Origin of the sequence: Streptomyces sp. NPDC058674, from assembly GCF_042716505.1 — a bacterium.
Lineage (GTDB): Bacteria > Actinomycetota > Actinomycetes > Streptomycetales > Streptomycetaceae > Streptomyces.
On record NZ_JBHXSC010000052.1, the window covers coordinates 1 to 12,878 of the forward strand.

Below are 12,878 nucleotides of genomic sequence, written 5' to 3' on the forward strand. Positions count from 1 at the left end.
GTACGAGAGGGCCCCCCCCCGCGACTGCCGGGCGGGGCCCTCTCGTACGAAGCGCGGCCGGCGCCGACAGCACAATCAGACGCTGCGGAACGCCAGGGTGACGTTGTGTCCGCCGAAGCCGAAGGAGTTGTTGATCGCGGAGATCGGACCGTCGGCAGGCAGCTTGCGCGGCTCGCCGCGCACGATGTCCGCGTCGATGTCGTCGTCCAGGTCGTCGACGTTGATCGTCGGCGGGGCCAGCCGGTGGTACAGCGCCAGCACGGTCGCGACGGTCTCGATGCCGCCGGCGCCGCCCAGGAGGTGGCCGGTCATCGACTTGGTGGCGGAGATCGCGATGTGGTCGAGGTCGTCGCCCAGCACCTTGCGCAGGGCCTTCAGCTCGGCCGTGTCGCCCTGCGGGGTGGACGTGGCGTGCGCGTTCAGGTGGACCAGCTCGGCCGGGTCCAGGCCCGTGTTGTCGAGCAGGTTCCGCACGGCGGCGGCGACACCGCGACCGGTCGGCTCCGGCTGCGCGATGTGGTGGCTGTCCGCGGACAGGCCCTGCCCCAGCACCTCGCAGTAGACCCGGGCGCCGCGGGCGGCGGCGTGCTCGGCGGACTCCAGGATCACGACGCCCGCGCCCTCGCCCAGCACGAAGCCGTCACGGGCCTTGTCGTACGGACGGGACGCCTGCTCGGGGTTCTCGTTGTTCTTGGACATCGCCATCATGTTGGCGAACGCGGCGATCGGAAGCGGGTGGATCGCCGCCTCGGTGCCGCCCGCGACGACCACGTCGGCACGGCCGGTGCGGATCATCTCCACGGCGTACCCGATGGCCTCGGCGCCGGAGGCGCAGGCGCTGACCGGAGTGTGCACGCCCGCGCGGGCGTTCACCTCGAGGCCGACGTTGGCCGACGGGCCGTTCGGCATGAGCATGGGGACCGTGTGCGGGGAAACCCTGCGCACGCCCTTCTCCTTGAGCACGTCGTACTGGTCGAGCAGGGTCGTCACGCCGCCGATGCCGGAGGCGATCACGGTGCCCAGCCGCTCGGGCTCGATGGCCGCGTCCTCGCCGGCCGGAGCGGTGTAGCCCGCGTCGGCCCACGCCTCGCGGGCCGCGATGACGGCGAACTGCGCCGAGCGGTCGAGCTTCCGGGCCAGGGGCCGGGGCAGGACCTCACTCGGGTCCACGGCGGCCGGGGCGGCGATGCGGACCGGGAGTTCGGCGAAGCGCTCGCCCTCCAGGGGCTTTACGCCGGAACGGCCGGCAAGCAGGCCGTCCCAGGTCGAAGCGCTGTCGCCACCCAGCGGAGTGGTTGCGCCGATACCGGTGACGACCACGGTGCGATTGGTCGGGCTCACAGGAATTCTTTCTCCACGTCTCAGGGGGTGCTGAATTGTCACGGCGCCACCGCCAGGTGGCGACAAACGCTCGTCAGGCTCAGGCGGCCTGGTGCTTCAGGATGTAGTCCGCGGCGTCGCCGACCGTCTTGAGGTTCTTGACGTCCTCGTCCGGGATCTTGACGTCGAAGCGCTCTTCGGCGGCGACGACGACCTCGACCATGGACAGGGAGTCGACGTCGAGGTCGTCGGTGAACGACTTCTCGATCGCTACGTCCTCGGTCGGGATGCCGGCGATCTCGTTGACGATCTCCGCGAGACCTTCGACGATCTCTTCCTGCGTGGCGGCCATGTGGCGCTCCTTCTTTCAGTACTGGGTGTAAGGGCCGGGATGCGCATCCCGGTCCTAGGGGAGGGTAACGACCGTCGCGGCGTAGACGAGTCCCGCCCCGAAGCCGATGACGAGCGCGGTGTCGCCGCTCTTCGCCGCTCCGGTCGCCAGGAGCCGCTCCATAGCGAGCGGGATCGAGGCGGCCGAGGTGTTGCCGGTGGTCTCCACGTCACGGGCGACCGTGACGTGCTCCGGCAGCTTCAGAGTCTTCACCATCGAGTCGATGATCCGCATGTTTGCCTGGTGCGGAATGAAGACGTCCAGGTCGTCCACGGTGATTCCGGCGGCGTCGAGCGCCTGCTGGGCCACCTTGGCCATCTCGAAGACGGCCCAGCGGAAGACCGCCTGACCCTCCTGCGTGATGGCCGGAAACTTCTCGCCGCCGTCCTTGCCGAGGTATTCGTCCCACGGCACGGTCTGCTTGATGGTGTCGGACTTGTCGCCCTCCGAACCCCACACCGTGGGGCCGATGGCCGGCTCCTGCGAGGGTCCGACGATGACCGCGCCGGCGCCGTCGCCGAACAGGAAGGCCGTCGCGCGGTCCTCCAGGTCGGTCAGGTCCGAAAGCCGCTCCACGCCGATGACCAGCACGTACTCGGCCGAGCCTTCGACCACGAGGCCCTTGGCCAGGGTCAGGCCGTAGCCGAAGCCGGCGCATCCGGCGGAGATGTCGAACGCGGCGGGCCTGCCCGCGCCGATCCGGTGCGCGATCTCGGTCGCGACGGCCGGGGTCTGCTTGAAGTGCGAGACCGTCGAGACGATCACGGCGCCGATCTGCTCCGGAGCGATACCGGCGTCGGCCAGAGCCTTGCCCGAGGCCTCCACCGACATCGCGGCGACGGTCTCCTGGGGCGAGGCCCAGTGCCGGGTCGCGATGCCGGAGCGGGAGCGGATCCACTCGTCGGACGAGTCGATCGTCTCCAGGATGACCTCGTTGGGCACCACCCGGACCGGGCGGTAGCCGCCCACACCGAGGATGCGGGCGTACGGGGAGCCCTTGGCCGGCTTGATCTTGGACATGCTGTGTGGGCTCCTTCTCTCAGGCCGACTGCTCGGCGACGAGCGCCGCGGCCTTGTCGAGATCGTCCGGGGTCTTCAGCGCCACGCTCGGAACGCCCTTGAGCGCGCGCTTGGCCAGACCCGTCAGGGTGCCACCGGGGCTGAGCTCGATGATCCCCGTGACGCCCAGCTCGGCGAACGTCTCCATGCACAGGTCCCAGCGGACCGGGTTGGCGACCTGGCCGACCAGGCGGGCGACGACGTCGGCGCCCGTGGTGACGACGAGACCGTCCCTGTTCGAAACGTACGTCAGCGCCGGGTCCGCCGGAGCGAAGGCCTCGGCGGCCTTCGCCAGCGTGGCGACCGCCGGGGTCATGTGGTGGGTGTGGAAGGCGCCCGCGACCTTGAGGGCGACGACCTTCATGGAGCCTTCGGGCTTCTCGGCCTCCAGGGCCGCGATCTGCTCCATGGTGCCGGCGGCCACGATCTGGCCCGCGCCGTTGATGTTGGCCGGGGTCAGGCCCAGCCTCTCCAGGTGTGCGACGACCACGTCCCGGTCGCCGCCCAGGACCGCGGCCATGCCGGTCTCGGTCACGGCCGAGGCATCGGCCATGGCCAGCCCGCGCGTGCGGACCAGCCGGAGCGCGTCCGTCTCGGACAGCACGCCCGCGTACGCGGCGGCGGTGAACTCGCCGACGCTGTGGCCCGCGACGGCGCCGAAGGCCGTACGGGAACCGAGCGCGGACGCGGACAGCAGGCCGGCGGCGACCAGCAGCGGCTGGGCCACGGCCGTGTCGCGGATTTCGTCGGCGTCGGCGTTCGTGCCGTAGTGGGCAAGGTCGAGCCCGATGGCGTCCGACCAGGCGGCGACGCGGTCAGCGGCGCCGGGCAGGTCGAGCCAGGGAGTCAGGAAGCCGGGCGTCTGAGCGCCTTGGCCGGGAGCGACGAGTACGAGCACCCTCACACTCTCTCTTGTTGAAGGTCCCGGCCGCCCGTGGGGACAGGGACGAAGAACCGTCGGGGTAATTGTTGATGTCCGACAAAAGTCTAGGACTGGGGATCGCCGTCGGCCAGACGCCCGAGGATCAGGGCGATCCGCAGCGTGAACGCGGAACGGACATCCGAGGGCGACCATCCGGTGACGTCGGTCACACGTCGGAGCCGGTAGCGCACCGTGTTGGGGTGCACGAACAGCATCCGGGCCGCCCCCTCCAGGCTGCTCGCCTGCTCCAGGTAGACGCTCAGCGTCTCCAGGAGCGCCGAGCCCGCCTCTTCCAGTGGTCTGTAGATCTCCTCCACCAACTGCTCGCGGGCCGCGGGATCCGAGGCGATCGCGCGCTCCGGAAGGAGATCGTCCGCCAGGACGGGCCGCGGGGCGTCCTGCCACGCCGTGCAGGCCTTCAGCCCCGCCGCCGCGGCCTGCGCCGACTTCGTGGCGTTCAGCAGATCCGGTACGACCGGTCCGGCCACCACCGGACCGGCCGCGAACGGGCCGATCAGGGACTTCGCGACCTGCATCGGATTGTCGCTGCCGCCCGCGATGACGACCAGCCGGTCGCCGAGGACGCCCGTCAGGACCTGGAGCTTGTGGTGGCGGGCCGCACGGCGGATCGCCTCGACCGTCAGCTCGCTGTCCCCCTCCGGCGCGGTCCCGAGCACCACGCACACGTGCTCCGGCGAGTTCCAGCCCAGCGCCGCAGCCCGCGAGAGCGCCCCCTCGTCCGCCTCCCCGGAGAGCACCGCGTTGACCACGAGGGACTCGAGCCGGGCGTCCCACGCCCCCCGCGCCTCGGCGGCCTGCGCGTACACCTGTGCCGTCGCGAAGGCGATCTCCCGGGCGTACACCAGCAGCGCCTCGCGCAGGATCGACTCGTCTCCGGGGGCGGCGACCTCCTCGATCGCGGTCTCCATGACCTCGATCGTGGTGCGGACCATCTCGACGGTCTGGCGCAGCGTGATCGCCCGGGTCAGCTCCCGCGGGGCCGTCCCGAAGACGTCGGTGGAGATGGCCTGCGGGGTCTCCGGGTGCCGGAACCACTCGGTGAACGCGGCGATGCCGGCCTGCGCGACCAGACCGATCCACGACCGGTTCTCCGGGGGCATGGCCCGGTACCACGGCAGGGTCTCGTCCATCCGCGCGATCGCGTTGGCGGCGAGCCTGCCGGAGGACTTCTCCAGCCGCCGCAGCGTCGCGACATGCGGATGGGCGGGTACGGGATGTGCGGAATGGGTCGCGGGGGAATGCTCACGTTCGGGTTGAGGCACGTGACAAGACTGCCTTATCGGCGCGGCAGCGCGGAGTCCGGTCCTCGCCCCCGGGGTCTACCGTGGCCCCCATGATTGATGTACGCCGCGGAGCCGACCGGTACGAGGGCGGGGACCCGGCCGCCGGGATCACCACCCGGCACGCCTTCTCCTTCGGCTCCTTCTACGACCCGGACAACCTGCGCTTCGGCCCCCTCCTGGCCTGCAACGAGGAGACCCTCGCCCCCGGCGCCGGCTTCGACGAACACCCCCACAGCCACACCGAGATCGTGACCTGGGTGGCCGAGGGCACGCTCACCCACCAGGACACCACCGGGGAGAAGGGCCTGGTCGGGCCCGGGGACGTACAGCGGCTCAGCGCCGGCTCCGGGGTGCGCCACGTGGAGCGCAACGACGGCGACCGGCCGCTGCGCTTCGTACAGATCTGGCTCGCGCCGCTCGCGGCGGGCGGAACGCCCTCGTACGACGTGGCCGGGGGCACCGCCGACGGGACGCCCTACGAGGTCCCGGGAGCCGGCGCCGTCCTGCACGTGCGGCGGCCCGGCGCGGGCGAGCGGGTGGCCGTACCGGACGCGGAGCGGGTCTACCTGCACGTGGTGCGCGGGGACCTGCGCCTGGACGGGGAGGAGCTGGGTCCCGGCGACTCGGCGCGGATCACCGCGGAGACAGGCCTGCAGGTCGTCGCCGGGTCCCCGGGGGAGCTGCTGCTCCTGGAACTGCCGTAGGGCGCCGCCCCGCGGGCGCGCCCCCGGGGGTCAGTCGCGGCCGCCGGCCAGCTCGGCCAGGACCGCGTCCGTGAAGGGGGTCCAGGCCTGCGCCGCCCACGGCCCGAAGGGGCGGTCGGTCAGTGCCACGCACGCCGCGCGCGCGTCCGGGTCCACCCACAGGAAGGTGCCGGACTGGCCGAAGTGGCCGAAGGTGCGGGGCGAGGAGGAGGTGCCCGTCCAGTGCGGGGACTTCCCGTCGCGGATCTCCACGCCGAGCCCCCAGTCGTTGGGGGACTGGTGGCCGTAGCCCGGCAGGACGCCCTTGAGTCCCGGATGGACCACGGAGGTGGCCGCGGCGACCGTGCGGGCGTCGAGCAGCCGCGGGGCCTGGAGCTCCGCGGCGAACCGCACCAGGTCGGCGACGGTGGAGACGCCGTCCTTGGCGGGCGATCCCTCCAGGGCGCTCGACGCCATGCCGAGCGGCTCGAAGACGGCCTCGTGCAGGTACTGCGCGAAGGGGATGCCGGTGGCCTTGGCGATGTGGTCGCCGAGCACCTCGAAACCGGCGTTCGAGTACAGCCTGCGCTGTCCGGGCGGCGCCGTCACACGGTGCTCGTCGAAGGCCAGGCCGCTGGTGTGCGCCAGCAGGTGACGGACCGTCGACCCCTCGGGGCCGGCGGGCTCGTCGAGCTCCAGCGCCCCCTCCTCGTACGCGACGAGGGCGGCGTACGCGGCGAGCGGCTTGGTGACCGAGGCCAGCGGAAACCGGTGGTCGAGGGGGCCGTGGGAACCGGCGAGGCTCCCGTCGGCCCGCACCACGGCCGCCGCGGCGGTCGGTACCGGCCAGTCCTCGATGATCCGCAGGCTTTCCATGCCGTTGACGGCCTCTACGCGCTCCATGCCGCCGAGCCTACTTGCTTGGAGTGCACTCCAGGGATTTAGCGTGGACGCCATGAGCCAGAGCCTGACGCAGACGCGGTACACGATCAGCGAGGTCGAGGCCCGGACCGGTCTGACCCAGCACACGCTGCGCTGGTACGAACGGATCGGCCTGATGCCGCACGTGGACCGCTCCCACTCGGGCCAGCGCCGCTTCAGCGACAAGGACCTCGACTGGCTGGCCTTCGTGGGCAAGCTGCGCGCCACCGGGATGTCGGTGGCGGACATGGTCCGGTACGCCGGACTGGTCCGCGAGGGCGCCCACACGGTCGACGCGAGGCGCGAGCTCCTGGAGCGCACGCGCCGCGACGTACGGGCGCGGATCACGGAGCTGACGGACGCGCTCGGCGTACTGGACTACAAGATCGGCATGTATGCCGCGGCCACGACCGCGGCCACGACTGCGACGCACGCGACGGCGGGGAACGCGGTCGCGGGGAAGGCACGGCCATGACGGAGCACGACACCACCATCGAGCGGGTCGAACTGGGCACGGGGGGCCCGCTGGTCGGGGTCCAGGGCCTGGGCTGCATGGGCATGAGCGAGTTCTACGGGGACACCGACGAGTCGGCCGCCCGGGCCACCCTGGACGCGGCCCTGGCCGCGGGGGTGACCCTGATCGACACCGCGGACGTGTACGGACGGGGCCGCAACGAGGAGTTCCTCGCCCCGTTCGTCGCCGCGCACCGGGACGGCATCACCCTGGCGACCAAGTTCGCCATAGAGCGCACCGACGACCCCCGGTACCGGGGCATCCGCAACGACCGGGCGTACCTGCGCCGGGCCGTCGAGCACAGCCTGCGCCGGCTCGGCGTGGACGTCATCGACCTCTACTACATGCACCGGCGCGACCCCGGCGTGCCGCTCGCCGAGTCGGTGGGCGCCATGGCGGAGCTGGTACAGGAGGGCAAGGTGCGCCACCTGGGGCTCAGCGAGGTCACCGGAGCCGAGCTCCGCGAGGCGCACGCGGTGCACCCGATCGCGGCGCTCCAGTCGGAGTGGTCGCTGTTCAGCCGGGACGTGGAGCGCAGCGCGGTGGGCGCGGCGGCCGAGCTGGGCGTGGCCTTCGTCCCCTACTCCCCGCTCGGGCGCGGATTCCTGACGGGCGCGTTCGCGGACGCGGGCAGGGACCTGGCGGAGGGCGACTTCCGCGCCCACCAGCCCCGCTTCACCGGGGACAACGCGAAGGCCAACGCGGAGCTCCTGGCACCGGTCCGGGAGATCGCGCGGGCGCACGGTGCGACCCCGGCGCAGATCGCCCTCGCCTGGGTGCAGCAGCGGGCGGCGGTGCACGCGCTGACCGTGGTCCCGATCCCGGGCACCCGCAAGCCGGAACGGCTCGCGGAGAACGCGGCGGCGACGCGGATCACGCTGACGGAGGCGGAGCTGGCGCTGCTGGAGCCGATCGCCGGCCGGGTCGCGGGGGACCGCTACCCGGACATGAGCTCCACGTCGGCGGCCCGCGAGTCCTGACCCCCCGGGCCAGGCGGGACTTTGACGACAGGCCTAACGCGACTCCGCCGCGAACCGGTCCCGCAGCGCCGTGTATTCGGCGTCCGTCAGCAGGCCCGCGCCGTACAGCTCGCTCAGGTGCCGCAGCCGGTCGTCGGAGCGGGCCCGGGGCACCGAGCCGACCGGGGTGCGGGCGCGCAGGGCGGCGAGGACGGACGCGGCGAACGGCAGCGACTCGTGCACCGTCCCGTGGCCGACGCCGAAGACGGCCGCCGCGAGGTCGTGGTCGGGGCGGGGATCGCCCGTGACGTCCCGCAGCAGCAGCCGCAGGTGGCCGCCCGGTCCGTCCGGCGAGGCCCATTCGACGCCGGTCAGGGCGGCCAGCGGGTACCGCTGGTCGCCCGCCTTCCACTTGGTGCCGGTGGCGCCGGTGCGGGACCACTGGAAGGTCACCGCCGCGCCGTCGAAGGCCACGCGCGCGTCGTACGCCTTCATCTGCACGGGCGGCCGCGGCGCCGCGACCAGGAAGTCCGGCGCCGGCTCGGCGGCATCCGGCCCCAGCCGGGCGCGCAGCGCGGCGGCGAAGATGTCGGCCTGCGGCGCCCGGTCGGCCGGGAGCACCATCCGGTAGGGGTCGCAGGACTCCTTCAGCTGCCCGGCGGCTGCCTCCACCAGCGGATCGGCGCCCGGCCGCGGGACGGCGCGCAGCACCACCGTGTTCCGCTTCCCCGCGGTCAGGCTCACCGCGGACACCGCTTCGAGGGGAATCCGGCGCACGCCGAGGGCGTTCCACAGCCTCGGTGTTCTGATCCCCCGTGTGAAGCGGATGAGCACGGAGTCCGATTCGAACTCCCAGACGGCATGGTTTCCGGCCAGTACGTCACCCATGCGGCACATCGTAGAGGGCGGCGCCCCCGCGCGTCCCCCTCGGAGCGGAGCCCGTTTCCCACGCCTCTACGCGCGTCAGTCCCGTACCGCGGCGGAAATTCCACTGCGGCAGGCATCGTCCCCGGTCGCGCAGACAACGGAACCGAACGCGCCGGTTCCGATGCGGGCGAAGTTCTCCACCGATCCGGTACCTGGCGCGAAATAGCCGGTGTGGGTCCTGGCCCCGGCCGAGGACAGCAGCCGCGCGCCGAACTCCGGCGACACCGGGTCCGCGCCGTGTCCCAGCCCGCCGAACTCCAGGTGCGGCACGTCCGCGATCCAGTCGTCCTCGTCGCGGGCGGCCCACACCCGGGCCGGGGTGCGCAGCCCCTCGACGTTCTCCGCGCGCATCCCGGGGCTGCCGAGCACCACCAGGTCGGTGACCCGGTCCGGCAGTTCGTGCGCGGCCACCCCGCACACCACCGAGCCGTAGCTGTGGCAGAACAGCGCCACGCTCGCGTTCCCCGGCAGGGACGCGGTCAGCGCCCGGAGCCGCACGGCGCCGTCCACGGCCAGCCTGCCGGTGGCGGCGTCCATGCCGACCCCGGTGGGAGCCGTGTACCCGGCCCAGGCGATGACCGCGGTGCGGCTGTCGGGCGCGACCGCGCGCTGGGTCGCGTACAGCGAGTCGGCCATCCCGACGGGGGCGGCGAAGCGGCGCTGGGTCCGCTCGAAGGTGATCAGGTCGGTGTCCACACCGGGGACGACCACCGAGACCCGGCGGGCCCGGTCGAGGTCGCCGAAGACCTCGGCGACCCGGCCGCCGCCGGTGGGGTCGAAGGAGAGGATCTGCCGGCCGGGCTCGGAGAGCGAGGCGAAGCGGTGCGCGCGGCGGCCGGCCGCCGCCCGGTCGGCGGGCGTCAGGGCCACGTCGTGGCTGCGGGCCTCCTCGACCTGCTCCGCCTGCGCCAGCCCGTGCAGGTTGGCCCGGTAGCGGGTGGAGGTGGGAACGCCGTCGAGGTTGCCGACCACCAGGGGGTACCCCTCGGCGAGGCGGGCCCGCTGGGCGCCGTCCAGACCCGCGAAGAAGCGCGCCACCGTCCGTGCGGGAGCGTCGGCGGCAGGCACCGGGAGGCCGCCGATCCGCGCCTGCGCCCAGGCGGCCAGGGCCGCGGCCCGCAGCGGAGCAGCGCCCTCGGGCCGGTGCACGGCGGTCCACCCGGTGGTCGCCAGCATGATGAGGACCACCACGAGCGCGAGCAGGGTGCGCACCGCGGCGGGACGCGGGGCGGCGCCGGGGGGTTTGGGGAGGGCATGGCCGGGCAGGTTCACTGGCGCCCAGCCTAAGAGAACCTCCCCCGCCGCGGCCTGCCGGGTGACCGGATTCACGGCCGACCGGGCGACGCCGCCCGCTCGGGGGCTTCGTCAGCTGCCGCCCGCGACGCGCGGGGCGCGCCAGTCCGCCGCCAGTGCCGGGCCGATCTGGTCCAGGTAGGCCTCCGTCATCCGCCGGATCGCGGCCACGCTGGCGTCCTGGCCCTGCCCCCACAGCCGGCCGGTGACCCGCATCACGCCCGAGAACGCGGCCACGGCCACCCGCGGCCGCGGATCGGCGTCCACGTCCAAGCCCTCGCGGCCGGCGATCAGCAGGGAAATCTGCTCCTCCAGCTCGGCGGAGCGGCGCAGGTGCACCGCGAGCAGGGCCGGGGTGGACTCGATCAGCTGGTAGCTGCGCATGTAGAGCTCGACGGGGACCACCGCGGAGATGGCCTCCTCGACGGAGTCCCAGGCGGCCAGCACGGCCGCCCGCAGCGCCTCCAGCGGGCCCTCGGAGGCCGGCCGGGCGCGCAGTTCGGCGACGAAGTGCGACTCCACGAGGTCCTGGACGGCGAAGGCGGCCTCCTCCTTGTTGGCGAAGTACCGGAAGAAGGTGCGCTGGGACACGTCCACGGCGTCGGCGATCTCGTCGACGGTCGTCTGCTCGTACCCCTGGGAGATGAAGAGCAGGAGGGCGGCGCGCAGGAGTGCGTCCCGGGTGCGCCGCTTCTTGCGCTCGCGCAGCCCGGGCACCGGTGCGGGCGGCGCCGGCCGCTCGTCGGTCGTCACCGAGGGGTTCCCTTCTGCCGCTGGTCCGCCTGTGGATCTGACGCTGAGTGAGCGGTCAGGGTACCTGTGACCGACGTGACGGTTGCCGTCCGGCTGAGCCGTCCGTGAAGTGTCAGTCGCTGTCATTGGCCCGTCCGCACGACTCGTCAGATCACCGCCCACGACCAGGTGCCCGCCAAGGAACCAGCCCCGGCCCCGGCCCCACGGCGGGGCTGCGGGGCCACCCCTGACCCCTGCCACAACTCGTTCGGGGACAACTGGCGGGCCGCGGAGCTGCCCCCGCCCACCCCGGAGCAGACGGAGCTCGCCGGGAGGGGCGTCAACCCCGTACCCGCCACAGCCCCGCCGGAGGTCTCCGGCAGGGCTGTCGCCTATCCGGGTGGACCCGGCCGAAGCCTCTTCCGCCCGGCCGTCGCCGCAGGTCAGCGTGGTGTGGACGGCGCAGCGGAACGGTCCGGGGCGCCGAAGTCCACAAGGAGTTGACCCGTCATGCGTACGTGTAACACCCTCCGCGCCACCACCGTCCTGGCCGCCGCCCTGCTGGCCTCCACCGCGCTGATCCCGAGCACCGCGCCCGCAGCCCACGCCGCCCCGGCCCCCGCGCCCGCAGCCCACGCCGCCCCGGCCCCCGCGCCGGCGGCGCTCGGCGCCTGCGCGGCCGGGCAGCTGTGCCTGTGGGCGAAACCGGACTTCACGGGCGTCCGGCACGTCCACGAGCTCAGCACCCTCGACATCGACAGCTGCACCGCCCTGCCGGCGGGCAAGACCGCCCAGGCCCTCGCCAACCGGACCGGCCGCCCGGTGACCACCTACCAGTCCGCCGAATGCGCCGAGACCGGCGAGTTCCAGACCTATCCGGGCGACGGGGTCTGGCTGCCCCAATCGCCCTACCAGGTGCGGGCCTTCAAGGTGTGGGAGCACTAGCGGCCCCGACCGCCGGGACCGTGCCCCCGGCCCCGGCGGGCACCGGCGCCGGCGCCGCGGCCCCCGCGCCCGGCGCGGCCCCGCCCAGTCGGGACACCTCCGCGCGCAGGGCCCGCACCTCCGCGGCCAGGTCGGCGATCGCGGCGGTCTGCTCCCGCTCCGCCCGGTCGTCCCGCTCGAAACGGGAGATGAACCAGGCGGCGATGTTGGCGGTGACCACACCCAGCAATGCGATCCCCGACAGCATCAGCCCCACCGCCAGCAGCCTCCCCAGCCCCGTGGTGGGGGAGTGGTCCCCGTACCCCACCGTCGTCATGGTGGTCACCGACCACCACAGGGCGTCGCCCAGGTTCCTGATGTTGCCGCCGGGCGCGTCCCGCTCCACGCTCAGCACCGCCAGCGAGCCGAACATCAGCAGCCCGACGACCGCCCCCGCCACGTACGTGGTCAACCGGATCTGCGGGGCCATCCGCGCCCGACGGCCCACCAGCAGCAGCGTGGAGACCAGTCGCAGCAGCCGCAGCGGCTGGATCATCGGCAGCAGCACCGCTGCCAGGTCCATCCAGTGGGTCCGCACGAAGGCCCGGCGGGCCGGCGACAGGCCCAGTCGTACCAGGTAGTCGCAGGCGAAGGAGGCCCACACCACCCACTCGGTGACCAGACAGGCCCGGTGCACCGGCGGCGGGGCGTCCGGGGCCACGATGGGCACGGCGTACGCGACGGCGAAGGCCACGGCGAGGACGAGCAGCGGAGTCTGGCTCCGCCGCTCCCACAGCAGCTGGCGGGAGGGTTCCTTCATGCGGAGCATCGTAAGGAACCCGTAAAGCCGAGACGGCCCCCGGGAGCACCGGAGGCCGTCGTCGGACCGTGATCACGTCACCGCGGGGACGGTCGGCCCCGCCGAGCGG

14 protein-coding genes are annotated in these 12,878 nt (G+C 73.2%); 4 read left to right on the plus strand and 10 right to left on the minus strand.

What is annotated here, in order from left to right:
- Positions 1-75: 75 nt before the first annotated feature.
- The 5 genes from fabF to ACFWU6_RS24000 form a co-directional block, all read right to left on the minus strand.
- Entirely contained in the window at positions 76-1,341 is a 1,266-nt protein-coding gene (fabF, locus tag ACFWU6_RS23980) for a beta-ketoacyl-ACP synthase II (RefSeq protein WP_383804785.1), read from the minus strand.
- 79 nt (positions 1,342-1,420) lie between these two features.
- A complete protein-coding gene (locus ACFWU6_RS23985; protein WP_373039061.1) occupies positions 1,421-1,672 on the minus strand; it encodes an acyl carrier protein in 252 nt (83 codons plus the stop codon).
- A gap of 54 nt (positions 1,673-1,726) precedes the next feature.
- Positions 1,727-2,731: a ketoacyl-ACP synthase III gene (locus ACFWU6_RS23990; protein ID WP_383804783.1), complete on the minus strand. Its 1,005-nt coding sequence runs from the start codon at positions 2,729-2,731 to the stop codon at positions 1,727-1,729.
- A 19-nt stretch (positions 2,732-2,750) separates the two neighbouring features.
- On the minus strand, positions 2,751-3,668 hold the full coding sequence (locus ACFWU6_RS23995; RefSeq protein ID WP_383804782.1) for an ACP S-malonyltransferase: 918 nt from the start codon (positions 3,666-3,668) through the stop codon (positions 2,751-2,753).
- 89 nt (positions 3,669-3,757) lie between these two features.
- Complete coding sequence (locus tag ACFWU6_RS24000) at positions 3,758-4,975, minus strand: PucR family transcriptional regulator (protein WP_383804780.1); 1,218 nt, start codon at positions 4,973-4,975, stop codon at positions 3,758-3,760.
- A 71-nt stretch (positions 4,976-5,046) separates the two neighbouring features.
- Here ACFWU6_RS24000 and ACFWU6_RS24005 point away from each other — a divergent pair, with 71 nt between their 5' ends.
- Positions 5,047-5,700 (plus strand): pirin family protein, encoded by a 654-nt coding sequence (locus tag ACFWU6_RS24005; RefSeq protein ID WP_383982971.1) that lies wholly within the window; start codon positions 5,047-5,049, stop codon positions 5,698-5,700.
- Positions 5,701-5,730: 30 nt separating this feature from the next.
- Here ACFWU6_RS24005 and ACFWU6_RS24010 read toward each other — a convergent pair whose 3' ends face one another.
- A complete protein-coding gene (locus ACFWU6_RS24010) occupies positions 5,731-6,555 on the minus strand; it encodes a serine hydrolase domain-containing protein (protein WP_383983010.1) in 825 nt (274 codons plus the stop codon).
- 79 nt (positions 6,556-6,634) lie between these two features.
- On the opposite strand from ACFWU6_RS24010, the gene ACFWU6_RS24015 reads away from it, so the two are divergent.
- Positions 6,635-7,075: a MerR family transcriptional regulator gene (locus tag ACFWU6_RS24015; protein ID WP_383804776.1), complete on the plus strand. Its 441-nt coding sequence runs from the start codon at positions 6,635-6,637 to the stop codon at positions 7,073-7,075.
- Positions 7,072-8,094 carry an aldo/keto reductase gene (locus tag ACFWU6_RS24020; RefSeq protein ID WP_383804774.1) on the plus strand — a complete coding sequence of 341 codons (1,023 nt, stop codon included), beginning with the start codon at positions 7,072-7,074 and terminating at the stop codon, positions 8,092-8,094. The genes ACFWU6_RS24015 and ACFWU6_RS24020 overlap by 4 nt, the downstream gene beginning before the upstream one ends.
- Before the next feature lie 33 nt (positions 8,095-8,127).
- On the opposite strand, the gene ACFWU6_RS24025 is transcribed toward ACFWU6_RS24020, so the two are convergent.
- The 3 genes from ACFWU6_RS24025 to ACFWU6_RS24035 form a co-directional block, all read right to left on the minus strand.
- Entirely contained in the window at positions 8,128-8,961 is an 834-nt protein-coding gene (locus tag ACFWU6_RS24025; RefSeq protein WP_383982973.1) for a DUF4429 domain-containing protein, read from the minus strand.
- A gap of 75 nt (positions 8,962-9,036) precedes the next feature.
- Entirely contained in the window at positions 9,037-10,176 is a 1,140-nt protein-coding gene (locus ACFWU6_RS24030) for an alpha/beta hydrolase (RefSeq protein WP_383804795.1), read from the minus strand.
- A 189-nt stretch (positions 10,177-10,365) separates the two neighbouring features.
- Positions 10,366-11,046 (minus strand): TetR/AcrR family transcriptional regulator, encoded by a 681-nt coding sequence (locus tag ACFWU6_RS24035; protein ID WP_383982975.1) that lies wholly within the window; start codon positions 11,044-11,046, stop codon positions 10,366-10,368.
- A 489-nt stretch (positions 11,047-11,535) separates the two neighbouring features.
- Between ACFWU6_RS24035 and ACFWU6_RS24040 the strand changes: the two genes are divergently transcribed.
- Positions 11,536-11,970, plus strand: a complete 435-nt coding sequence (locus ACFWU6_RS24040; RefSeq protein WP_383804768.1) for a peptidase inhibitor family I36 protein — start codon at positions 11,536-11,538, stop codon at positions 11,968-11,970.
- On the opposite strand, the gene ACFWU6_RS24045 is transcribed toward ACFWU6_RS24040, so the two are convergent.
- Positions 11,951-12,769, minus strand: coding sequence for a potassium channel family protein (locus tag ACFWU6_RS24045; RefSeq protein ID WP_383982977.1), 819 nt, complete (start codon positions 12,767-12,769; stop codon positions 11,951-11,953). The two genes, ACFWU6_RS24040 and ACFWU6_RS24045, sit on opposite strands and share 20 nt — an antisense overlap.
- Positions 12,770-12,878 lie beyond the last annotated feature (109 nt).